The 21,830-nt window shown below is 74.1% G+C and carries 18 protein-coding genes and 1 pseudogene; 13 read left to right on the top strand and 6 right to left on the bottom strand.

From position 1 onward, the window contains the following. Positions 1–67: 67 nt before the first annotated feature. Positions 68–1,399 carry an LLM class flavin-dependent oxidoreductase gene (locus AB0442_RS25820; RefSeq protein WP_366165653.1) on the bottom strand — a complete coding sequence of 444 codons (1,332 nt, stop codon included), beginning with the start codon at positions 1,397–1,399 and terminating at the stop codon, positions 68–70. Positions 1,400–1,568: 169 nt separating this feature from the next. Beyond that, positions 1,569–2,771 carry an ROK family transcriptional regulator gene (locus tag AB0442_RS25815; RefSeq protein ID WP_366165651.1) on the bottom strand — a complete coding sequence of 401 codons (1,203 nt, stop codon included), beginning with the start codon at positions 2,769–2,771 and terminating at the stop codon, positions 1,569–1,571. Positions 2,772–3,048: 277 nt separating this feature from the next. Between AB0442_RS25815 and AB0442_RS25810 the strand changes: the two genes are divergently transcribed. Then, positions 3,049–3,459: an OB-fold nucleic acid binding domain-containing protein gene (locus AB0442_RS25810; protein ID WP_095875656.1), complete on the top strand. Its 411-nt coding sequence runs from the start codon at positions 3,049–3,051 to the stop codon at positions 3,457–3,459. Further along, positions 3,456–4,202 carry a DUF3159 domain-containing protein gene (locus tag AB0442_RS25805; protein ID WP_359979824.1) on the top strand — a complete coding sequence of 249 codons (747 nt, stop codon included), beginning with the start codon at positions 3,456–3,458 and terminating at the stop codon, positions 4,200–4,202. The genes AB0442_RS25810 and AB0442_RS25805 overlap by 4 nt, the downstream gene beginning before the upstream one ends. 54 nt (positions 4,203–4,256) lie before the next feature. Here the strand turns inward: AB0442_RS25805 and AB0442_RS25800 are convergent, their stop codons facing one another. After that, the gene (locus AB0442_RS25800) at positions 4,257–4,928 is read right to left on the bottom strand and encodes a TrkA family potassium uptake protein (protein WP_366165649.1); all 672 of its coding nucleotides are present in this window, start codon (positions 4,926–4,928) and stop codon (positions 4,257–4,259) included. Then, positions 4,928–5,596, bottom strand: a complete 669-nt coding sequence (locus tag AB0442_RS25795) for a TrkA family potassium uptake protein (RefSeq protein WP_366165647.1) — start codon at positions 5,594–5,596, stop codon at positions 4,928–4,930. The genes AB0442_RS25800 and AB0442_RS25795 overlap by 1 nt, the downstream gene beginning before the upstream one ends. A gap of 249 nt (positions 5,597–5,845) precedes the next feature. Between AB0442_RS25795 and AB0442_RS25790 the strand changes: the two genes are divergently transcribed. From AB0442_RS25790 to AB0442_RS25755, 8 genes and pseudogenes are all read left to right on the top strand, one after another. Further along, on the top strand, positions 5,846–7,897 hold the full coding sequence (locus AB0442_RS25790; protein WP_366165645.1) for an APC family permease: 2,052 nt from the start codon (positions 5,846–5,848) through the stop codon (positions 7,895–7,897). Between the two features lie 359 nt (positions 7,898–8,256). After that, complete coding sequence (locus tag AB0442_RS25785) at positions 8,257–9,588, top strand: class I SAM-dependent RNA methyltransferase (protein WP_366165657.1); 1,332 nt, start codon at positions 8,257–8,259, stop codon at positions 9,586–9,588. Between the two features lie 345 nt (positions 9,589–9,933). After that, entirely contained in the window at positions 9,934–10,167 is a 234-nt protein-coding gene (locus AB0442_RS25780; RefSeq protein ID WP_030270443.1) for a toxin-antitoxin system HicB family antitoxin, read from the top strand. Next, positions 10,164–10,589: a fic family toxin-antitoxin system, toxin component gene (locus tag AB0442_RS25775; RefSeq protein WP_263105354.1), complete on the top strand. Its 426-nt coding sequence runs from the start codon at positions 10,164–10,166 to the stop codon at positions 10,587–10,589. Before AB0442_RS25780 ends, AB0442_RS25775 begins: the two co-directional genes overlap by 4 nt. A 69-nt stretch (positions 10,590–10,658) precedes the next feature. Next, complete coding sequence (locus AB0442_RS25770; RefSeq protein ID WP_366165643.1) at positions 10,659–11,495, top strand: putative RNA methyltransferase; 837 nt, start codon at positions 10,659–10,661, stop codon at positions 11,493–11,495. Positions 11,496–11,778: 283 nt separating this feature from the next. After that, entirely contained in the window at positions 11,779–13,074 is a 1,296-nt protein-coding gene (locus AB0442_RS25765) for an ATP-binding protein (RefSeq protein WP_366165641.1), read from the top strand. Positions 13,075–13,175: 101 nt separating this feature from the next. Continuing rightward, positions 13,176–13,484 (top strand): annotated as a pseudogene (locus tag AB0442_RS25760) (nucleotide pyrophosphohydrolase); the annotation flags it as partial. A gap of 370 nt (positions 13,485–13,854) precedes the next feature. After that, the gene (locus tag AB0442_RS25755) at positions 13,855–14,592 is read left to right on the top strand and encodes a DUF6099 family protein (RefSeq protein WP_366165639.1); all 738 of its coding nucleotides are present in this window, start codon (positions 13,855–13,857) and stop codon (positions 14,590–14,592) included. On the opposite strand, the gene AB0442_RS25750 is transcribed toward AB0442_RS25755, so the two are convergent. Together AB0442_RS25750 and dapD are read right to left on the bottom strand one after the other, a co-directional pair. Continuing rightward, on the bottom strand, positions 14,583–14,861 hold the full coding sequence (locus tag AB0442_RS25750; RefSeq protein ID WP_366165637.1) for a hypothetical protein: 279 nt from the start codon (positions 14,859–14,861) through the stop codon (positions 14,583–14,585). The genes AB0442_RS25755 and AB0442_RS25750 overlap by 10 nt on opposite strands. Before the next feature lie 283 nt (positions 14,862–15,144). After that, positions 15,145–16,143: a 2,3,4,5-tetrahydropyridine-2,6-dicarboxylate N-succinyltransferase gene (gene dapD / locus AB0442_RS25745; RefSeq protein ID WP_344626009.1), complete on the bottom strand. Its 999-nt coding sequence runs from the start codon at positions 16,141–16,143 to the stop codon at positions 15,145–15,147. 222 nt (positions 16,144–16,365) lie between these two features. On the opposite strand from dapD, the gene AB0442_RS25740 reads away from it, so the two are divergent. From AB0442_RS25740 to argF, 3 genes are all read left to right on the top strand, one after another. Next, a complete protein-coding gene (locus AB0442_RS25740) occupies positions 16,366–17,943 on the top strand; it encodes a 3' terminal RNA ribose 2'-O-methyltransferase Hen1 (protein ID WP_366165635.1) in 1,578 nt (525 codons plus the stop codon). Then, positions 17,940–20,633: a polynucleotide kinase-phosphatase gene (locus AB0442_RS25735; protein WP_366165633.1), complete on the top strand. Its 2,694-nt coding sequence runs from the start codon at positions 17,940–17,942 to the stop codon at positions 20,631–20,633. Before AB0442_RS25740 ends, AB0442_RS25735 begins: the two co-directional genes overlap by 4 nt. A 165-nt stretch (positions 20,634–20,798) precedes the next feature. After that, the gene (argF, locus tag AB0442_RS25730) at positions 20,799–21,800 is read left to right on the top strand and encodes an ornithine carbamoyltransferase (protein WP_344626006.1); all 1,002 of its coding nucleotides are present in this window, start codon (positions 20,799–20,801) and stop codon (positions 21,798–21,800) included. The last annotated feature ends 30 nt before the right edge of the window (positions 21,801–21,830 follow it).

The following is a 21,830-nucleotide window of genomic DNA, read 5'->3' as shown; positions in this document are numbered from 1 at the left end:
CACCTCCCAGCCTTCGGCCGGGAGGTGCCCCCACGCGCCCCTGGGTTCCTCCCCGCCGGGGGTGGGGTCAGGCCGCGGTGGACCAGCGGCCGGCGGGGCGGTGGAGGCCGTAGTGCTCGCGGAGGGTGCGGCCGGTGTAGCCCTCGCGGAAGAGGCCGCGCTTGCGGAGGATCGGCAGCACCTGCTCGACGAAGTCGGTGAGGCCGTCGGGGAGGATCGGCGGCATCACGTTGAAGCCGTCCGCGGCGCCCCGGGTGAACCAGGTCTCGATGTGGTCGGCGATCTGTTCGGGGGTGCCGACGGCGACCTGGTGGCCGCGGCCGCCGCCGAGCCGGCCGATCAGCTGCCGCAGGGTGAGTCCGTCGCGTTCGGCGAGGTCGCGGACGAGCTCGAAGCGGCTCTTGGCGCCGTTGATCTCGGTGACCGGCGGCAGCGGCGGCAGCGGGGCGTCGAGCGGGTGGTCGGTGAGGTCGACGCCGAGGATGCCGGAGAGGACGGAGACGGCGCGGGCGGGGCTGATCAGGGCGTCCAGTTCCTCGTCGAGGCGGCGGGCCTCGGCCTCGGTGGAGCCGATCACCGGCACCACGCCGGGCAGGATCTTCACCTGCTGCGGGTCGCGGCCCGCGGCGGCGGCCTGTCGCTTGAGGTCGGCGTAGAAGGACTGCCCCTCCTCCAGGGTCTGCTGCGCGGTGAACACGGCCTCCGCCCGGCGGGCGGCGAAGGCGCGGCCGCTGCCGGAGGAGCCGGCCTGGACCAGCAGCGGGTGGCCCTGCGGGCTGCGCGGGATGTTGAGCGGTCCGCGGACGCGGAAGTGGGGGCCGGTGTGGTCGATCTCGTGGACCCGGTCGGGGTCGGCGAAGGCGCCGGTGGTGCGGTCGAGCAGGAGGGCGCCGTCCTCCCAGCTGTCCCAGAGCGCGGTGACGACGTCGAGGAACTCGTCGGCCCGTTCGTAGCGGAGGGCGTGCTCCTGGTTGGCGTCGCGTCCGAAGTTCTGGGCGGCGCGGTCGCCGGCCGAGGTGACGATGTTCCAGCCGGCCCGGCCACGGCTGATGTGGTCGAGCGAGGCGAACTGCCGGGCGAGGTTGTAGGGCTCGGAGAAGCCGGTGGAGACGGTGCCGATGAGCCCGATCCGTTCGGTGACCACGGCGAGCGCGGTGAGCAGGGTGAACGGTTCGAAGTGGCTGATCAGGCCCCAGCCGCCGTCCGAGCGGGCCTCGACGCCGTCGGCGAGGAAGACGGAGTCGAAGGAGGCCGCCTCGGCCTGCCGGGCGAGGTCCTGGAAGTGGCCGATGTCGGCGGCCTGCGCCGGGTCGGTCCGGGGGTGGCGCCAGGCGGCCTCGTGGTGGCCGACGCCCATGAGGAAGAGGTTGAAGTGCAGCTGGCGGTCGTTCTCGGGCATGGCGGAGGGCTCCGGCTCGGAGGAGGGGACGGGGGGTCCCTGCCATCCTCCGGGCGGTCCGGCGGGCGGACAACGATTCCTCGGCCCGGCGGAATTAATGCGGCGTTGACGGCCCGTTCGCACTGGTCGGAGCCCCGGTGCGGGCCGGCCGGCACCGGGGACCTGCGGGTCAGGACGCCCGGGCGGTGCGCAGCTCCATCGGCCGCCGGTACGCGCTGTCGAGGACGCCCGCGCAGGCGGCGACGGCCAGCAGGTCCAGCCCGAAGGAGCCCGCGGCGACGAGCTGTCCGGGCTCGGGGCGGGCCCGGGCGAGCACCTGCTCGTGCAGGACGTCCGCGAGGTGCGGGGAGACGGCGAGTCCGGCCTCGCTGACCACCAGCACCTCCGGGTTGAGCACGTCGAGCAGCAGGGCCGCGGCGGGGGCGATCAGCCGCAGCCGCTCCTCGAAGAGTTCCAGGGCGTCGGGGCGGCCGGCGGCGGCACGGGTGAGCAGCAGGTCGAGGTCGGGCTGCGGGACGACGCCGAGCCGGTGCGCGCGGCGGACCAGGGCGCGGTCGGAGACGGTGGCCTGGAGGCAGCCGGTGCGGCCGCAGGGACAGGGTTCGGTGGAGCCGGGCACCGGCAGGTGGCCGATGTCGCCGGCCCGGGAGCGCCGGCCCTGCAGGACGCCCCCACCGGTGGCGATGGCGGCGTCGACGACGTTGCCGACGAAGAGCTGCACGAGGTCGGTGGCCTCGCGGCCGGCGCCGAAGAGGAGTTCGGCCCGGGCGAGGGCGCGGGCGTGGCCGTCGACGTGGACGGGCAGCCGGGTGACCCCGGCGAGGTGGTCGCGGACGGGCACGTCGTGCCAGCCGAGCGGGGCGTGCTCGACGACGACGCCGCGTTCGGAGTCGACCCAGCCGCCGGTGACGACGCCGACGCCGAGCAGCGAGCGTCCGGCGGCGCGGCGGGCGGTGAAGGAGGGCAGGTGGGTGCGGATCGCGCGCAGGACGGCGGCGGCGTCGCCGTGCCGGGGGAGCCGCTCGTGGGCGACGACGCGGCCGCGCAGGTCGAGCAGGGCGAAGGTGATCCACGGGACGCCGATGTGGACGCCGCAGGCGAGGTGGTGGCGGGTGTCGATGTCGAGCGGCAGCCGGGGCCGGCCGGCCCGTGGCGGGCCGTCGGCCGGGGGCAGTTCGCGCAGCAGGCCGAGGGCGGCGAGGTCGGTGGTGTGCCGGGAGACGGCGGCGGCGCTGAGGCCGGTGGCCCGGCCGAGGGCGGGGCGGGTCAGCGCGCCGCGCACCAGGACGGCGCGCAGCACCGCCCCGGCGCCGCCGCCCTCGGTGGGCTGGGGGGCTCGGCCGAACGCGGGGGAGGCGACCAGGGAGAGCATGCGGTCGATGGTCGCAGCGGGGTGTTGCACGGGCGTGGCGGCGGCGTGAAGCGGTGGCGGGTCCGGTGGCCGGCCGCAGCACGAGGGGCTGCACTGCCGCGGCAGCGGGCGCACGCGGGCGGCGTACGGTCGGCCGGACGCGCCGGTGGGTCGGGACGACGGGTCGGGGCGGCGGGTCACACCGGGCCGCCGCGGACCGGGCGCCCCGCGGGTGCGGCGGCCCGGTGTGACCTGCGGCCCTGCCGCGCGGGCCCCGTCACCCGGTAGCCTTTCCGACATGAGTGGTGACATCCGCAGCGACCAGCCGCAGGGCCGCTTCCGACGCATGCTCAACCGGCTGACCTCCTCCACGGAGGAACTGGAGGCCGAGGAGCTGCGCCAGGACACCGCCGAGTCGGGATGCACCCCGATCGCCAGCTGCGGGGACCGCGAGGTGGTCACCGTGGCCGGGACCCTGCGCACCGTGACGATCCGCCCGCGGGCGGGCGTGCCGGCCCTGGAGGCCGAACTCTTCGACGGCAGCGACGCGCTGGACGTGGTCTGGCTCGGCCGCCGCTCGATCGTGGGCATAGAACCGGGCCGGCGGCTCATCGCCTCCGGCCGGATCAGCCACGCACGCGGGCGCCGCGTGCTGTTCAACCCCCGCTACGAGCTGCGTCCGGTCGGACACGGGAGCGAATCAGCGTGAGCAACCTTCCCGGCGGCGAGTCCGCCGCCCGCACCGCCGACCTGCCCACCGGGATCGAGCCGGCGGTGGCGCACGACCCCGTGCCGGAGCCGGGCACGGCGGCACACGACGCGGCGGCGTCCAAGGAGGCCGCCGAGACGGTGATCAAGGCCTTCGGCGGCGTCCGCGGCATGATCGACATGACCCTGCCGGGCCTGGTCTTCATCATCGCCTTCAACGTGACGCACCAGGTCGCCCCCGCCGCGTGGTCGGCGCTCGGCCTGAGCGCGCTGTTCGTGGTCGTCCGGCTGGCGAAGCGGGAGACGATCCAGCACGCGTTCAGCGGCGTCTTCGGCGTCGCGATCGGCGCCTGGATCTCGATGAAGACCGGCAAGGCGGAGAACTTCTACCTGCCCGGCCTGCTGTACAGCGTGGGCTACTGCGTGGCGCTGGCCGTCTCCGCGCTGGTGCGCTGGCCGCTGATCGGCGTGATGCTCGGCCCGATCACCGGCGAGATGTTCACCTGGCGCACCCAGAACCCGGGCCGGCTCGCCGCGTACACCAAGGCGACCTGGGCCTGGGTTGTGATCATGGGCATCAAGCCGGTGATCCTCTTCCCGCTGTACTTCACCGGGAACGTCAACCTGCTCGGCTGGCTGAAGGTCGCGCTCGGCATCCCGCCGATGCTGCTGGCGATGTACGTGACCTGGCAGATCCTGTTGAAGGCGCCGCCGCCGATCAAGGCGCAGACGGACACGGAGTGACGAGAGGGGCCGCACCCGCCGGGTGCGGCCCCTCCGCCGTGCCTGCGCGTCCCGCTACTGGGCGCCGGAGCCCGTCGACAGCAGGTTCTCCAGCTCCTCCTCGCGCTCCTGGGCGGCCACGAACAGCAGCTCGTCGCCGGCCTCCAGGGTGTCCTGCTTGCCCGGCACCAGCACCCGGCCCTCGCGGATGATCGTGACCAGCGCGGTGTCCACCGGCCAGGGCACGTCCGCGACCCGGGTGCCGACCAGTTCGGTGTCGGCGGCGAGGGTCAGCTCGACCAGGTTGGCGTTGCCCTGGCTGAAGCGCATCAGCCGGACGAGGTCGCCGACGCTGACGGCCTCCTCGACCAGGGCCGACATCAGGCGCGGGGTGGAGACGGCGACGTCAACGCCCCACGACTCGTTGAAGAGCCACTCGTTCTTCGGGTTGTTGACCCGGGCGACCACCCGCGGCACGCCGTACTCGGTCTTCGCGAGCAGCGACACCACCAGGTTGACCTTGTCGTCGCCGGTGGCGGCGATCACCACGTGGCAGCGCTGCAGGGCGGCCTCGTCCAGCGAGGTGATCTCGCAGGCGTCGGCGAGCAGCCACTCGGCCATCGGCACGCGCTCGACCGAGATGGAGTTCGGGTTCTTGTCGATGAGGAGGACGTCGTGGCCGTTCTCCAGCAGCTCGCCCGCGATCGAGCGGCCGACCGCACCGGCCCCGGCAATGGCGACGCGCATCAGTGACCACCCTCCTCGGGGCCCTTCGCGAACGCGGCCTCGACCGCGTCCAGCTCGCTCCGGCGCAGGGTGACGTGCATCAGGTCGCCCTCCTGGACGACCATCGCCGGCGTGGGCAGCACGCCCTCGCCGAGCCGGGTGACGAACGCCACCCGCACGCCCGCGGCCTCCTCCAACGCGCTCACCTTGTGCCCGACCCAGCTGTGGGCGTAGGCGATCTCGGCGAGCTGGATGCTGCCGCTCGGGTCCTGCCAGAGCGGCTCGGCGCCGCTCGGCAGCAGCCGGCGCAGCATCTGGTCGGCCGTCCAGCGGACGGTCGCCACGGTCGGGATGCCGAGCCGCTGGTAGACCTCGGCACGGCGGGGGTCGTAGATCCGGGCGGCGACGTGCTCGACGCCGAAGTTCTCGCGGGCGACCCGAGCCGCGATGATGTTGGAGTTGTCACCGCTGGAGACGGCGGCGAAGGCGCCCGCCTCCTCGATGCCCGCCTCCCGCAGGGTGTCCTGGTCGAAGCCGACTCCCGTCACCCTCCGGCCGTTGAACCCGGCGCCGAGACGGCGGAACGCCGTCGGGTCCTGGTCCACCACGGCCACCGAGTGACCCTGTTTCTCCAGGGCTCTCGCGAGGGCCGAGCCCACGCGTCCGCAGCCCATGATGACGATGTGCACGGGACGCTACCTCACCCGGTCCGTTGGGGTCATGACCTGCGCAAACACCGCTCATCATCCTTCCGCACCCCCGCATTGCGGGGGTGGATCGTCGTCGGCGCCTTCGACCTCGGCACCACGGGCAACAGGGGTGTTGCCCGCTATCCCTTCATCCGACACGCTAGCCGGTCCGCCGAACACAGTCTCGACGGAGGGGGCACCGGTCGTCGGAGCACGTGTCGGCAGCCCCTACGATTCCTTGATGTGCCTATGCCTGCCGATCTCCCGAAACGCATCCTGATCGGGCGAGCGCTCCGCAGCGACAAGCTGGGGGAGACGCTCCTGCCCAAGCGGATCGCGCTGCCCGTGTTCGCCTCGGACGCGCTGTCCTCCGTCGCCTACGCCCCCGAGGAGATCCTCCTCACGCTCTCCATCGCGGGGGCCTCGGCGATCCACTTCTCCTGGCAGATCGGCCTCGTCGTCGCCGTCGTGATGCTCGCGGTGGTGGCGTCGTACCGGCAGAACGTGCACGCCTACCCCAGCGGCGGCGGCGACTACGAGGTCGCCACCGTCAACCACGGCCCCAACTCGGGCCTGGTCGTGGCGAGCGCCCTGCTCGTCGACTACGTGCTGACCGTCGCCGTGTCCACCACCTCCGGCGTCGCCAACGTGGTCTCCGCCGTCCCCTCGCTGCGCGGCTACGAACTGCCGCTGTCGATCGTCGTGGTCATCCTGCTGATGGGCATGAACCTGCGCGGCGTCCGCGAGTCCGGCAGCGCCTTCGCCGTGCCCACCTACGCCTTCATGGCCGGTGTGATGGGCATGGTGGTCTGGGGCGCGATCCGCTCCGGCCTCGGCCAGACGATGAACGCCGAGAGCTCCGGCTTCCACCTGCAGGCCACCCCCGGCAACGACTCGCTGGCCGGCTTCGCGATGGTCTTCCTGCTGCTGAAGGCCTTCTCCTCCGGCTGTGCCGCGCTCACCGGTGTCGAGGCCATCTCCAACGGCGTCCCGGCCTTCCGCAAGCCCAAGAGCAAGAACGCCGCCACCACCCTGCTGATGATGGCCTCCATCGCCGTCGTGATGTTCATGGGCATCATCTGGCTGGCCCGCCTCACCCACGTGCAGATGGCCGAGGACCCGGCCGAGCAGCTCGTCGGCGCCGGCGCCGACTACCACCAGAAGACCGCGCTGGCGCAGATCAGCGAGGCCGTGTTCTCCAACTTCACGCCAGGCTTCTACTTCGTCGCCGCGGTGACCGGCCTGATCCTGGTGCTCGCCGCCAACACCGCCTTCAACGGCTTCCCGGTGCTCGGCTCGATCCTCGCCCAGGACCGCTACCTGCCCCGCCAGCTGCACACCCGCGGCGACCGCCTGGCCTTCTCCAACGGCATCATCCTGCTGGCCGGCGTGGCGATCCTGTTCATCATCGCCTTCGACGCCGACCCGACCCGGCTGATCCAGCTGTACATCGTCGGCGTCTTCGTCTCCTTCAACATGAGCCAGTCCGGCATGATCCGGCACTGGACCCGCCTGCTGCGCACCGAGACCGACCCGAAGAAGCGCTCGCACATGCAGCGCAGCCGGGCCATCAACGCCTTCGGCCTGGTGATGACCATGGCCGTGCTGATCGTCGTCCTCGCCACCAAGATCAGCCACGCCTGGATCGCCATCGCGACCATGGTCGTGCTCTTCGTGATGATGAAGGCGATCCGCCGCCACTACGAGCGGGTCTCCACCGAGCTCGTCGCCGCCGAGGAGCCCGAGGACGTCGCCCCGCCGACCCGGGTGCACGCCATCGTCCTGGTCTCCAAGCTCCACAAGCCCGCCCTGCGCGCCCTCGCCTACGCCCGGCTGGCCCGCGCGCACACCCTGGAGGCCGTCACCGTCAACGTCGACCCGGCCGACACCGAGGCGCTGCGCAAGGACTGGGACGCCCGCGGCATCGAGGTGCCGCTGAAGGTCCTCGACTCGCCGTTCCGCGAGATCACCGGCCCCGTCCTCGACTACGTCAAGAACCTGCGCCGCAGCAGCCCCCGCGACGTCGTCTCCGTCTACATCCCGGAGTACGTCGTCGGACACTGGTACGAGCACCTGCTGCACAACCAGAGCGCCCTGCGCCTCAAGGGCCGCCTGCTGTTCAAGCCCGGTGTGATGGTGACCTCCGTACCCTGGCAGTTGGAGTCCTCCGAGCGGCGCAAGCCGCAGAAGGCCTGGTCGGCGCCGGGCGCCGTCCGCCGCGGCGAGCCCCGCCACCACGGCGGCCGGCCGTTCGAGACCTCCGACACCACCCGGACCGGCAACAAGGACGGATCACCGTGACCCGCAACAACCCGCCCCGATCGGGCGGCTCGGCCGGCCGCTCCGGCCGCTCCGGCGGCCGCCCGGGCCAGGTGGCCCACCCCAAGTGGAGCAACCGGTCCGCCCGTCCGGCGGCCACCGACCGCGAGGGCTACACCGCCCAGACCGCGCCCCGCGCCCCCCGCGAGGAGGCGCCCGCGGACGAGCGGACGGCCCCGCAGGGCCGCGGCACGGCCGGCAAGGACCAGCCGGCCGGCTCGAAGGGCCGGCGACCGGGCAAGCAGACCGTCCGGCCGCCGAAGGCGCTGCGCACCGGCGAGCCGAAGTCCGGCGCGGCGGCGAAGCGGGCGTCCGGGCCCCGGGCCGAGTCGAAGCCCAGGGTGCCGAGCGGTGATCCGCTGGTCGGCGAGCGCTACGAGGTCGAGGTCGGCCCCGTCGCGCACGGCGGCGGCCACTGCGTCGCCCGGCACGAGGGCCGGGTGCTGTTCGTCCGGCACACCCTGCCCGGCGAGCGCGTGATCGCGGAGGTCACCGAGGGCACCACCACCTCCCGCTTCCTGCGGGCCGACGCCGTGGAGGTCCTGGAGCCCGCCAAGGAGCGCATCGCCGCGCCCTGCCCGTTCTCCGGCCCCGGCAAGTGCGGCGGCTGCGACTGGCAGCACGTCACCCCGGGCGGCCAGCGCAAGCTCAAGGGCCAGGTGCTGACCGAGCAGCTCGCCAAGCTCGCCGGGCTGACCCCCGCCGAGGCCGGCTGGGACGGCTCGGTGGAGCCGGTCGGCGGCAAGCTCCCGGCGGGCGAGGTCCCGGCCTGGCGCACCCGCGTCCAGTACACCGTCGACCCGGAGACCGGCCGGGCCGGTCTGCGCCGGCACCGTTCGCACGACGTGCAGCCGATCGACCGCTGCCTGATCGCCGCCGAGGGCGTCACCGAGCTCGGCGTCGAGGCACGGGACTGGGACGGCGTGGCCACCGTGGAGGCGGTCGCCGCGACCGGCTCCTCGGACCGCCAGGTCATCCTGCGGCCGCGCCCCGGCGAGCAGCTGCCGCTGGTCGAGCTCGACCGGCCGGTGTCCATCTCCCGCGTCGACGAGCAGGGCCTCTTCCACCGGGTGCACGGCCGGACCTTCGTCCGCGAGCGGGCGGCCGGCCGCACCTGGCGGGTCTCCGAGGGCGGCTTCTGGCAGATCCACCCGCAGGCGCCGGACACCCTGGTCGACGCGGTGCTGGAGGGCCTGGACCCGCAGTGGGGCGAGATGGCCCTCGACCTGTACTGCGGCGTCGGCCTGTTCGCCGGCGCGCTGGCCGACCGGGTCGGCGAGGACGGCGCGGTGCTCGGCATCGAGTCGTCCAAGCAGGCCGTGGCCGACGCCCGGCACAACCTGGCTGCCCTGGAGAACGTCCGGATCGAGTGCGACCGGGTCGAGACCCTGCTGCCGCGCACCGGCATCACCGCCACCGACCTGATCGTGCTCGACCCGCCGCGCTCCGGCGCAGGCCGCGAGACCGTCGCGCACCTGGTCGGCCTGGAGGCCCGCCGGATCGCGTACGTCGCCTGCGACCCGGCGGCGCTCGCCCGGGACCTGGCGTTCTTCCGCGAGGGCGGCTACCGGCCGGTCTCGCTGCGGGCCTTCGACCTGTTCCCGATGACCCATCACTTCGAGTGCGTGGCGATCCTGGAACCGGTCGGCGAGGGCCCCGGCGGGAACGGGTAGCCGCTGCCGCGGACGGAACCGCTTCGATCGGCGGGCACGGGAGGAGACTCCGGTGCCCGCCGATCGGCGTTCCGGGGCCGGAGGGTCCCGTTCCGCCGGGACGTGGCGGGAATTCGCCGTACACGCGTGTGCCGCCCGCCCGCCGACCGTGGGACGGCCGGGCGTCGGCCCCCGTTCACCGGCGGCGGTCGGCGCAGGTCGCGGGCGCTGCGGGACGGCGCCGTCCGATCGCTGCGCCGGGCTGGTTTCCGGTGGGGCGCGAACGGACATCTGAGGGGGGCGGGCACGGCGAGGCGGCCGGAATGCGCCCTTGCTGTGCTAGCACCCCGGCGCTAGCTTGAATTCATGGCCAAGAAACAACTCAACGTCCGGGTGGACGCCACCACCGCCGAGATGGCCCGGGAACGGGCCGAGCAGCAGGGGATCAGCATGAACCAGTACATCGAACGGCTCGTCCAGCAGGACATGGGCGAGGCCGGGCGCCTCTTCGTGGACACCGCGGCCCAGTTCATGAAGGAGTACGAGACGGCCTTCCTGGCCGAGTTCGGAGAGCCGGGCGCCCAGGATGTGCGCCGTTGAAGCTCGAGGTCGACCTCTCGTGGCTGCTCATGACCGCTGAGCAGTACACCCCGGGCGACCCCCAGGTCACCGACTACGGGTCGCTGCTGGCCGCGGTCGCCCGGCACCAGGCCGAGATCTTCGACATCGCCGTCTACCCCGAACCGCACGACCGGGCCGCTGCCCTGATGCACCAACTGATCCGCATCCCCTCGCTGGAGCGGAACAACGAACTGTTCGCCACCGCCGTCGCCTACGCCTACCTGGTCGCCAGCGGCTGCAGCGTCGCCACCACCGCGCGCGAGGTCCGCAGCCTCGCCCGCGGCATCCGCGAGGGCAAGATCGGCGTCAGCGGGGTCGCCGAACGGCTCTCCGCCTGGGTCGTCGACGAGCCCGAGGAGGAAGAGGTCGGCGGCGACGACGACGAGGACGACACCGACTGACGCGCCGGGCACCACCGGCCGACTCGTTAGGCTTGGGCCCCACCCCCGAGCCCGACGAGGACCGCCACGTTGCTGCAGGACATCGAGCCCCACCTGGCCTGCCCGCACTGCGCGCAGCACCTCGCCCTCGACGGCCGCACCCTGCGCTGCCCCGCCGGGCACAGCTTCGACCAGGCCCGGCAGGGCTACGTCAGCCTGCTCCCCGGCGACGCGCACACCGGCACCGGTGACACCGCGGAGATGGTCGCCGCCCGCAGCGACTTCCTCGCCGCCGGCCACTACCGGCCCGTCGCCGAGGCACTCGCCGACGCCGCCGCGGCCGCCCCCGGGGTCCTCTCCGACGGACTGGTCGCCGACCTCGGCGCCGGCACCGGCCACTACCTCGCGCACGTCCTCGACCGCCTCGACGGCCCGGCCGGCGCCGCCCTCGACATCTCCAAGTACGCCCTGCGCCGCGCCGCCAGGGCCCACCCCCGGATCGGCGCCGTGGTCTGCGACGCCTGGCGGCCGCTGCCCCTGCTCGACGACTGCGCCGACCTCGTCCTCAACGTCTTCGCCCCGCGCAACGGCCCCGAGATCCGCCGCGTGCTGCGCCCCGGCGGACGCCTGCTGCTGGTCGCGCCGACCTCCCGCCACCTGCGCGAACTCGTCTCCGGGCTCGGCCTGCTGTCGGTCGACGAGGAGAAGGAGCGCCGGATCGACGAGAAGCTGAACCCCTGGCTGCGCCCGATCGACCGCACCGAGGTGGAGTTCACCCTGCGGCTGTCGCACCGGGACGCCGCCGCCGTCGTCGGCATGGGCCCGAACGCCTGGCACACCGAACCGGACCGGCTCGCGGCCGCACTCGCCGCCCTGCCGGAGCCGGTCGAGGTCACCGGCTCCGTGCTGCTCTCGGTGTACGGCTGAGCTGCTCCCGGTGTACGGCTGAGCTGCTCCCGGTGTGCGGCTGAGCTGCCCTCGGTGTGCGGCTGACGCGTCGCCGGCCGGGACGGGGTCCGTGTCGCCGGGCGCGCTGGTGTCCGCGCCGGCGTCCTCGTCGCCGTCCGTGACGCGGCCCGTGCTGTCGGCACCGGGCCGCGTGGACCCACGGGGGAGGCGATGGGGGCGGTGTGCGAATGCTGAGCCGTTCGTGTGAACCGGCCCGAGCAGGGACGTTTCGTCCGTCCCTCCGGCCGCTAGGGTCCCCCGGGTGACCAGCGAAGCCGCCGCTCCCGCAGCCCCGATCGCCCGTCCCACCCGCCGCCCCGCGGTCGAGGAAATCCGGCTGACCTCCTTCAAGTCCTACCGCCGCACCACCCTGCCGCTCTCCCCGCTGACCGTGCTGCACGGCCCCTCCGGCGTCGGCAAGTCGAACGCGCTGGACGCCCTGGCGGTGCTCTCCCGGCTGGCGATCGGAGAGGAGATCGGCCCCTCGCTGGACGGCGTCGGCGGCACCGCGGGCCCGCTCGCCGGGCCCGTGCGCGGCGGCCTGATGGGGTGCGTCCCGCACGGCCGCAACGCGATCATCCTCGGCTGCACCGTCCGCTCCTGCGCCGGACCGATCCGGCTGGAACTGGTCGTCCGCACCGACGGCCGCGTCCGGGTGGCCCGGGAATGGCTGACCCTCGCGGGCGAGACCCTGGTGGAGACCGGCGAACAGGACATCGCCCAGGGCCGGGTCAACGTCACCTGGCACAACGACACCCGGCAGGGCGACATCCGCGCTCCGTTCCCCAGCGACAGCCTGATCACCGCTCAGATCCCGCTCCGGGTGGCCGGCTCCTCGCCCGGCGAGCGCAAGGTGCTCGCCGCCACCGAACAACTGCTCACCGCCCTGCGCGAGGTCTTCCCGCTGCACCCGGTGCCCGCCGCGATGCGCAGCTGGACCAGGCCCGAACCGCAGGCCCGGCTGGTCGGTACCGCCTCCAACATCTCCGCCGTGCTCGCCCGGCTGGAGAACGAGTGCAGCCGCCGCTACGGGCGCCTGCTCAAGGCCGTCCAGGCCGCCGCCCCGCACCCGCTGCTCGGGCTGGAGGTCGCCCGCCGCGGCGAGGACGCCCAGCAGCGGCTGATGGCGGTCTTCGACGAGGGCGTGCTCGGACGCACCGGCGCCGACCAGGCCTCCGACGGCATGCTGCGGCTGCTCGCCTTCGCCGCGGTGCTGCTCACCGGGGCCGGGGTGCTGGACGTCGACGCCGCGGCCGAGGTGCCTTCCGCCCACCGGCAGCTGACCGTCCTCGCCGAGGACCTGGGGGCCGGTCTGGGCACCGAACAGGTCGCCTCGCTGCTGCGGGTCGCCCGCGAGGTGTGCGACAAGGGGGACGTCCGGCTGCTGGCCGCACTGCAGGAGCCCGCCGCCACCGCGGAGGTGGAGGGGCTGGAGCTGGTCGAGTGCCGGCGCGACCCGGCCACCGGCCACAGCGTGCTCGTCCTGCCGGACCGGACGCCCCGGGTACCGCAGCAGGCCGGGAGGGGCGACGCCGATGGGGTAGACCTGGGGGCGTGACCGACAACGACAAGCCCTCCGGCCCCGGTGGTTCCCACCCCGGCCGGGGCGGATCCGGCCGCCCCGCGCCCGAGCCCGGACCGGCGCCGGGCGAGGACGCACTGGTGCGGCTGAGCCGCCGCCTCGACGCGTTCGCGGCGGCGCGCAGCTGGCAGCCGTACCACACGCCCAAGAACCTGGCCGCGGCGCTCAGCGTGGAGGCCGGCGAGCTCCTGGAGATCTTCCAGTGGCTGACGCCGGAACAGGCGGACGCGGTGATGGCCGACCCCGACCGGGCCCACCGGGTCCGGGACGAGGTCGCCGACGTGCTGGCCTACCTGCTGCAGTTCTGCAGCGTGGTGGGGGTGGACCCGGCCGAGGCGCTGGCGGCCAAGATCGAGCGCAACGAGGAGCGCTTCCCGGTGCCGGGACGCTCGCCGGCTCCGGGCGAGGGGGTGGCGTCGCGGCCGCCGTCCGCGGGTGGGGAGTTGCTGTCCGGGGCTTCGGAGTCGTCGTCCGGGGCTTCGCGGCCGCTTCCCGCGGGTGGGGAGTCGCCGTCCGGGGCTTCGGAGTCGCCGTCCGCGGGTGCGGGCTCCTTCGGGGATTCGTCGGACGATCGGACCGGCTGACTTCCGAGTTCGGGTGGTTCGTCGCTCGTGCGGGTGACCCCGGTTGTCCACAGGGGCGGGTTGTCCACAGGGGCGGCCCGGGCGGCCGGCCCGGGCGGGGCCGGCCAGCACGCTTGCGTCGAGACACACCGTCGGCAACGGCGGTCCCGATGCGAGCGAGGGGAGCGGCGGCATGGACGCGCTGCGACTGATCAAGACGACCCGGCACGCACTGGCCGAGGCCAGGACGGCGCAGGGCGTGCTGCTGGAGGCCCGTCAGGCCGGCCTGCTCACCGAGGCGGTCGGTGCCCGGATCGCGGAGCAGGACTCCGGCGAGATCGGCGCCCTCGGCCAGCTCCTCTGCGACGCGGGCGCCCATGCGGCAGGCTGCCTCGACGACCCGCCGGGCGCTCTCGGCACCCTCGACACGCTCGACGCCCTCGGCCCGCCCGGCACGGACTGGACCGGCGGCCGGGCCCGCCGCCTGGACGACCTCGGCGAGCTCGACCCCGTCCTGTGCGAACTCTGCTTCCTGCTGCACGAGGTGGCCGAGGCGCTCGTCGTGCTCGCCTGCGGCGCCGACGCGGAGAGCGTCTACTGGCGCTGCATCGACGGGGTGGACGCCGGTGCCGACTGCAAGGAGGTGGCGGCCGAGCTGCTCCGGGCCGTCCGCCGCGCGAACGGTCTCCCGCCGCCCGAGGAGGACGGGCCGGAGTACCTGGACGAGGGCCCGTTCGACGTCCCGGCGGGCCGGCCGGGGTGCTCCGTGGACTCCGTGGACGCCGGGGACGCCGTGGACCGGCCGGCCACCGGGTCGGAGGACCCGTCGGAGCGACTCGGCCCGCTGCTGTCCGTCCGCCTCCGCCCGCCGGTCGGTGCCGGTGCCGGTGCCCGTGCGGGGGCGGGTGCCGGAGCGGTGGGTCAGCCGTGAGCGTCCGGCCAGGAAGCCTCGTCGTCCGGCGTGCCGGCCCGGGAGGCGGAGGACCGCAGATCGGCGCCGAGACCGGCGAGGCTGGCACTCACGGTCGCCAGCAGCTCCTCCATCTGCTGCAGGAGGTCCTTCGACGCCTCGGCCGCGGACACGTCGTCCGCGAGGTTCTGGGACGCGCCGCCGCGCCCCTCGCCGACCGGAGCGGACAGCGGGTCGGACAGCGGGTCGGGCAGGGAGTCGGAGGCGGAGTCGGACAGGGGATCGGACATGGGGGTGCCCTTCCAGCTCGACGGTGCGGAGTGCGGCGTCCGATACCGGCGCCGCCCGTCCAACGACCCCCGCCCGCGGGCGGTCACCGGGGACCACCCGTTGAGGTCCAAGACCGCCGCCGGGTCAGCCCCTCGGGTGAGCGCGGCTTGCGGCCCCGGTCCGCCCTCGGCTAGGGCCCGGAGCCGGGACCGGACGTCGCCCGGCGAGCTGCGGCGGAACGGCAGCGGGTCCGGGCCGCGTACACGGAGGTACGCCGCCCGGACCCGCCCGGAACACAGGAGATCAGTTGTGCGCGTGCAGCTCCGCGTTCAGCCCGCCCCACGAGCCGGACCGCGCGATGACCTCGACGGCGCCGCTCTGCGAGTTGCGGCGGAACAGCAGGTTGTCCTGGCCGGACAGCTCGACCGCCTTGGCGATCTTGCCGTCCGGGGTGGTCACCCGGGTGCCGGCGGTCACGTACAGACCGGCCTCCACCACGCAGTCGTTGCCCAGCGCGATGCCGATGCCGGCGTTGGCACCGAGCAGGCAGCGCTCGCCGACCGAGACGACCTGCTTGCCGCCACCGGACAGCGTGCCCATGATCGAGGCGCCGCCGCCGATGTCGCTGTGGTCGCCGACCACGACACCGGCGCTGATCCGGCCCTCCACCATCGAGGTGCCCAGCGTGCCGGCGTTGAAGTTGACGAAGCCCTCGTGCATCACGGTGGTGCCCTCGGCGAGGTGCGCGCCGAGGCGGACGCGGTCCGCGTGGGCGATCCGCACGCCCGTCGGGACGACGTAGTCGGTCATCCGCGGGAACTTGTCCACGCCGTAGACGGCCAGCTGACCGCCCTGCGCGCGGACCGCCAGACGGGCCTGCTCGACGTTCGCCACCGGCACCGGGCCGACGCTCGTCCAGGCGACGTTGGCGAGCAGACCGAAGATGCCGTCCAGGTTCTGCCCGTGCGGCTTGACCAGACGGTGGCTCAGCAGGTGCAGACGCAGGTAGGCGTCGTGCGCGTCGAGCGGCTTGTCGTCCAGGGAGGAGATGGTGGTACGCACGGCGACGACCTCGACGCCGCGGCGGGCGTCGCTGCGCAGCGCCTCGGCCGCGCCGGCACCGAGCTCGGACTCGGCCTGCTCGGCGGTCAGCCGGACGGTGCCCGCCGGGCCGGGCTCGGCCGTCAGCTCGGGCGCGGGGAACCAGGTGTCCAGGACGGTGCCGTCGGCCGCGATCGTCGCCAGGCCGGCCGCGACGGCGCCGCGTGCGAGGGAGGAGGTTTCAGCAGTCACATCGTGCACGTTAACGAATCGGGGGTGGCCGTGCCGAACGCGCTCACCGTGCGGACGCCGCGACCGGGCACCCGCGCGCCCCTTCCGACGTGCGTGCCCCCGACCTCGCGGCCGACCCCGCCGGCGCGCGGACCGCCCCCGGGACGGGCCGGCACCCGGGCAGGCCCGGGACTTGCGCAGCAGCGCAAAATCCGGTGACCGGCCGATCATCCGTCGGCGATACTCGACCGGGTGTTCATCTCGATCTCCACCACGGCCACAGCCGACCGCCCGGCCACTGACCTGGGCTTCTTGCTGCACAAGCACCCGGAGAAGGTGCAGCGCTTCTCCACCTCGCACGGGGTGGCGCACGTCTTCTACCCGGAGGCCACCGAGCAGCGGTGCACGGCGGCCCTGCTCCTCGACATCGACCCCGTCGCACTCGTCCGCCAGGGCCGCGGCCGGGGCCGGTCCGGCTCGCCCGACCTCGCCCTCGCCCAGTACGTGAACGACCGGCCCTACGCCGCGTCCTCGCTGCTGGCGGTGGCGCTGCGCACGGTCTTCCGGTCGGCGATGAAGGGCGTCTGCGAGAAGCTGCCCGGCCGGGCCGAGCTGGTCATGCCGCTGCGCATCGACCTCCCCGCGGTCCCCGCGACCGGCGGCGGCGAGGGCGGCGGTCCGGCGATGGTGCGACGGCTGTTCGAGCCGCTCGGCTGGCAGGTGGATGCGGTGGCGGTCCCGCTGGACGAGACCTTCCCCGAGTGGGGCGAGTCCCGCTACGTCCGGGTGGAGCTGACCGGTGAACTGCGCCTGGCGGACGCGCTGCAGCACCTGTACGTGCTGCTGCCGGTGCTCGACGGCGCCAAGCACTACTGGGTGGCGCCCGACGAGGTCGACAAGCTGCTCGCCGCCGGCGAGGGCTGGCTGGCCGACCACCCCGAGCTCGCCGTGATCACCCGCCGCTACCTGGCCCGGCGCTGGTCGCTGACCAGGCTCGCCATGGAGCGGCTGGCCCTGGCCCGGCTCGCCGAGGCGGACGACAGCGAGGCCGAGGAGCTGGACAACGCCGTCGACGACGACCCGCCGGCCGACGACCCGGCCGCCGAGGCCCCCGGCACCGAGGCGGCCGACGCCGGCGCTTCGACCGGCTTCGCGTCGACCGCGGCCGGGCCGGACGCCGGCGACCGGCCCGTCCCGCTCGCCGTCCAGCGGCGTGCCGCGATCCTGGCCGCACTGGCCGAGACCGGCGCCGCCCGGGTGCTCGATCTCGGCTGCGGCCAGGGCGAGCTGGTGGGCGAACTGCTGAAGGACACCAGGGTGACGGAGGTGCTCGGCGTGGACGTCTCCTCGCGGGCGCTGGCCGCGGCCGGGCGCAAGCTGCGGCTCGACCGCATGAGCGAGCGCCAGGCAGCCCGGGTCCGCCTGGTCCAGGGCGCGCTCACCTACACCGACGCCCGGCTCAAGGGGTACGACGCGGCCGTGCTGTCCGAGGTGATCGAGCACCTCGACCTGCCCCGGCTGCCCGCCCTGGAGTACGCGGTCTTCGGCGCGGCCCGTCCGCAGGCCGTCGTCGTCACCACCCCGAACGTCGAGTACAACGTCCGCTGGGAGACCCTCCCGGCCGGCCACGTCCGGCACTCCGACCACCGGTTCGAATGGAGCCGGGCCGAGTTCGCCGCCTGGGCCGAGCGGGTCGCCGGCACCTACGGCTACACCGTCGCCCTCCGGCCGGTCGGACCGTTGGACGAGGAGGTCGGCGCGCCGACCCAGCTCGCCCTGTTCCGCACGGCCACCACCGACAATGCCCCTGAAGGGAGCGTGACCCGATGACCTCCGACGTCCTGCCCACCGGCGGCTCCGCCGACGACGGCCTGCCGGCCGGCCCCGCGGACACCGGCCCGGACACCGAGGCGGACACCGGCGGCATCATCGGCGCGGCTGCCGACGCAGCCGCGGCCGAGGCCGCGCAGCCCGTCCGCCGACTGCCCGTCACCGACGTGTCCCTGGTCGTCCTGATCGGCACCAGCGGCTCCGGCAAGTCCACCTTCGCGCGCCGGCACTTCCAGCCGACCCAGGTCGTCTCCTCCGACTACTGCCGGGGTCTGGTCGCCGACGACGAGAACGACCAGTCGGCGTCCACCGACGCCTTCGACGTGCTCCACTACATCGTCGGCAAGCGCCTCGCGGCCGGCCGGCTCACCGTCGTCGACGCGACCAACGTGCAGCCGGAGTCCCGCAAGGCGCTGATCAGGCTCGCCCGCGAGCACGACGTGCTGCCCATCGCGATCGTGCTGGACGTGCCGACCTCGGTCTGCGCCGAGCGCAACAGCCACCGCCCGGACCGCCGGCTGCCCGCGCACGTCCTGCCGCGCCAGCAGCGCGAGCTGCGCCGCTCGATGAAGGGGCTGGAGCGCGAGGGCTTCCGCAAGGTGCACGTCCTGCGCGGCGAGGCCGAGGTCGCCGCCGCCGAGATCGTGCCGGAGAAGCGGTTCAACGACCTGCGGCACCTCACCGGCCCGTTCGACATCGTCGGCGACATCCACGGCTGTCGTTCCGAGCTGGAGACGCTGCTCGTCCGCCTCGGTTACCGGATCGACCGCGACGACCGCGGCCGCGCCGTCGACGCCGCCCACCCCGAGGGCCGCACCGCGGTCTTCGTCGGCGACCTGGTCGACCGCGGCCCGGACACCCCGGGCGTGCTGCGCCTGGTGATGGGCATGGTCGCGGCCGGCCACGCCCTCTGCGTGCCCGGCAACCACGAGAACAAGCTCGGCCGGCACATGGACGGCCGCAAGGTCACCGTCTCGCACGGCCTGAAGGAGTCGATCGACCAGCTCGCCGCCGAGCCGGAGGAGTTCCGGGCCGAGGTCCGGGCGTTCATGCGCGGCCTGGTCAGCCACTACCTGCTGGACGGCGGTGCCCTGGTGGTCTGCCACGCCGGCCTGCCCGAGAAGTACCACGGCCGCAACTCCGGCCGGGTCCGCTCGCACGCGCTCTACGGCGACACCACCGGCGAGACCGACGAGTACGGTCTGCCGGTCCGCTACCCGTGGGCCGAGGAGTACCGCGGCCGGGCACTCGTCGTGTACGGCCACACCCCGACGCCCACGGCGAGCTTCGTCAACAACACCATCTGCCTGGACACCGGCTGCGTCTTCGGCGGCCACCTCACCGCCCTGCGCTACCCGGAGCGCGAGCTCGTCACCGTCCCGGCCGAGCAGGAGTGGTACGCCCCGCGGCGCCCGCTGCACACCGACGCGCCCGGCGGCCGCGAGGGCCGTCCGCTGGACCTGGCCGACGTGGCCGGCCGGCGGATCGTCGAGACGGCGTACCACGGGCGGGTCTCCGTCCGCGAGGAGAACGCCGCCGCGGCGCTGGAGGTGATGAGCCGCTTCGCCCTCGACCCACGGCTGCTCGCCTACCTGCCGCCGACCATGGCGCCCTCCGCCACCTCCCGGCGCGAGGGCTACCTGGAGCACCCGGAGGAGGCGTTCTTCGCCTACCGCCACGACGGCGTGCAGCAGGTGGTCTGCGAGGAGAAGCACATGGGCTCCCGCGCGGTCGTCCTGGTCGCCCGGGACGGGTCGGCGCTGGAGAAGCGGTTCGGTCTTGCCGGCCCGGGGGCGATCTGGACGCGCACCGGCCGCGCCTTCCTCGGCGACGAGGAGCTGACCGGCGCCGTCCTCGCCCGTCTGCGGGCCGCCGCAGAGCGGGCCGGGCTCTTCGACGAGCTGGGCACCGGCTGGCTGCTGCTGGACGCCGAGCTGATGCCGTGGTCGCTGAAGGCGGCCGAGCTGCTGCGCCGCCAGTACGCGGCTGTCGGCGCTGCGGCCGGCGCCGCCCTGCCGCAGGTGCTGGCCGCGCTCGACCGGGCCGCCGAGCGCGGCCTGGACGTCGCCGACCTGACGGCCCGGCAGCGGCAGCGCGCGCTCGACGCCGACGCCTTCACCGCGGCGTACCGGCGCTACTGCTGGCCGACCGAGGGCCTCAGCGGGATCAGGCTCGCCCCGTTCCAGCTGCTGGCCGCCGAGGGCGCCAACCTCGCCGTGCTGCCGCACGACCGGCACTTCGGGTGGCTCGACCGGCTGGTCGGGGCCGACGATCCCGACGAGCCGATCCTGCAGCGCACCGGCCGCCTGGTCGTGGACACCGCGGACGAGGCCTCCGTCGCGGCCGGCATCGCCTGGTGGGAGGAGCTCACCGCGGCCGGCGGCGAGGGCATGGTGGTCAAGCCGCTCGCCTCGCTGGTCCGCGACGCCGGCGGGCGCCTGGTGCAGCCGGGCGTGAAGGTGCGCGGCCGGGAGTACCTGCGGATCATCTACGGCCCGGACTACACCGAGTACCTGGACCAGCTGCGCCAGCGCTTCCTGGGGCACAAGCGCTCGCTGGCGCTGCGCGAGTACGCCCTCGGCCTGGAGGCGCTGGACCGGCTGGCCGCCGGCGAGCCGCTGTGGCGGGTGCACGAGCCGGTCTTCGCGGTGCTCGCCCTGGAGTCCGAGCCGGTCGACCCGCGGCTGTGACCTGCCCGTGCGTGCGACCGCCGTCCCCGTGACGCCGTCCGGCCCGCCCCCGCGCGACCTGCAGGGGCGGGCCGGGTCGCCCGCATCACAGCGCCATCCCTGCATACAAATTCCGACAGTCGTATACACTTCCCGTCTCGACATCGGACGACCCAGGAGCCCGGCATGGCGTTCAACCTCCGGAACAGGCACTTCCTCAAGGAGCTCGACTTCACTCCCCAGGAGTTCCGCTTCCTGGTGGACCTCGCCGCGCAGCTGAAGGCCGCCAAGTACGCCGGCACCGAGCAGCCCCGGCTGCGGGGCAAGAACATCGCCCTGATCTTCGAGAAGACCTCCACCCGGACGCGCTGCGCCTTCGAGGTGGCCGCCCACGACCAGGGCGCCGCCACCACCTACCTCGATCCGGCGGGTTCCCAGATCGGCCACAAGGAGTCCATCCGGGACTCGGCCCGGGTGCTCGGCCGGATGTTCGACGGCATCGAGTACCGCGGCCACGGCCAGGAGATCGTGGAGGAGCTGGCCGCGCACGCCGGTGTCCCGGTGTGGAACGGGCTGACCGACGAGTGGCACCCGACCCAGATGCTCGCGGACGTGCTCACCGTCCGCGAGCACTGCGCCAAGCCGCTCGGCGACGTCGCCCTCGCCTACCTCGGCGACGCCCGCAACAACATGGGCAACTCGCTGCTCGTGACGGGCGCCCTGCTCGGCATGGACGTGCGGATCGTGGCCCCGCGGGAGCTCTGGCCGGCCGACGACGTGCAGAAGGCCGCCCAGGACCTCGCCGCGACGACCGGCGCCCGGATCACCGTCACCGAGTCGGTGGAGGAGGGCGTGGCGGGCGCCGACTTCCTCTACACCGACGTCTGGGTCTCCATGGGTGAGCCCAAGGAGGTGTGGGCCGAGCGGATCGCCCTGCTGAAGCCGTACCAGGTCTCCATGGACACCGTCCGGCTGACCGGCAACCCCGCCGTCAAGTTCCTGCACTGCCTGCCCGCGTACCACGACCTCGGCACCGAGATCGGCCGCCAGATGCACGAGGAGACCGGCATGACCGAGCTGGAGTGCACCGACGAGCTCTTCGAGTCCGCGCACTCGGTGGTCTTCGACCAGGCGGAGAACCGGCTGCACACCATCAAGGCCGTGCTGGTCGCCACCCTCGGGGACTGACCGCACCCCGGGGCCGGGCCGGGCCGGGTC

The sequence above is a fragment of the Kitasatospora sp. NPDC085895 genome (genome assembly GCF_040702125.1).
In the GTDB taxonomy this organism is placed as follows: Bacteria; Actinomycetota; Actinomycetes; order Streptomycetales; family Streptomycetaceae; genus Kitasatospora; species Kitasatospora arboriphila.
Note: the sequence above shows the minus strand (reverse complement) of the source record. Positions and strands in the feature narration are given on the sequence as shown.

What these genes read in the sequence shown, in the direction of transcription:
- AB0442_RS25820 (WP_366165653.1), bottom strand. Translation starts at nt 1,399, where the DNA reads ATGCCCGAGAACGACCGCCAGCTGCACTTCAACCTCTTCCTCATGGGC.
- AB0442_RS25815 (WP_366165651.1), bottom strand. Translation starts at nt 2,771, where the DNA reads ATGCTCTCCCTGGTCGCCTCCCCCGCGTTCGGCCGAGCCCCCCAGCCC.
- AB0442_RS25810 (WP_095875656.1), top strand. Translation starts at nt 3,049, where the DNA reads ATGAGTGGTGACATCCGCAGCGACCAGCCGCAGGGCCGCTTCCGACGC.
- AB0442_RS25800 (WP_366165649.1), bottom strand. Translation starts at nt 4,928, where the DNA reads ATGCGCGTCGCCATTGCCGGGGCCGGTGCGGTCGGCCGCTCGATCGCG.
- AB0442_RS25790 (WP_366165645.1), top strand. Translation starts at nt 5,846, where the DNA reads ATGCCTGCCGATCTCCCGAAACGCATCCTGATCGGGCGAGCGCTCCGC.
- AB0442_RS25780 (WP_030270443.1), top strand. Translation starts at nt 9,934, where the DNA reads ATGGCCAAGAAACAACTCAACGTCCGGGTGGACGCCACCACCGCCGAG.
- AB0442_RS25755 (WP_366165639.1), top strand. Translation starts at nt 13,855, where the DNA reads ATGGACGCGCTGCGACTGATCAAGACGACCCGGCACGCACTGGCCGAG.
- AB0442_RS25750 (WP_366165637.1), bottom strand. Translation starts at nt 14,861, where the DNA reads ATGTCCGATCCCCTGTCCGACTCCGCCTCCGACTCCCTGCCCGACCCG.
- AB0442_RS25735 (WP_366165633.1), top strand. Translation starts at nt 17,940, where the DNA reads ATGACCTCCGACGTCCTGCCCACCGGCGGCTCCGCCGACGACGGCCTG.
- argF (WP_344626006.1), top strand. Translation starts at nt 20,799, where the DNA reads ATGGCGTTCAACCTCCGGAACAGGCACTTCCTCAAGGAGCTCGACTTC.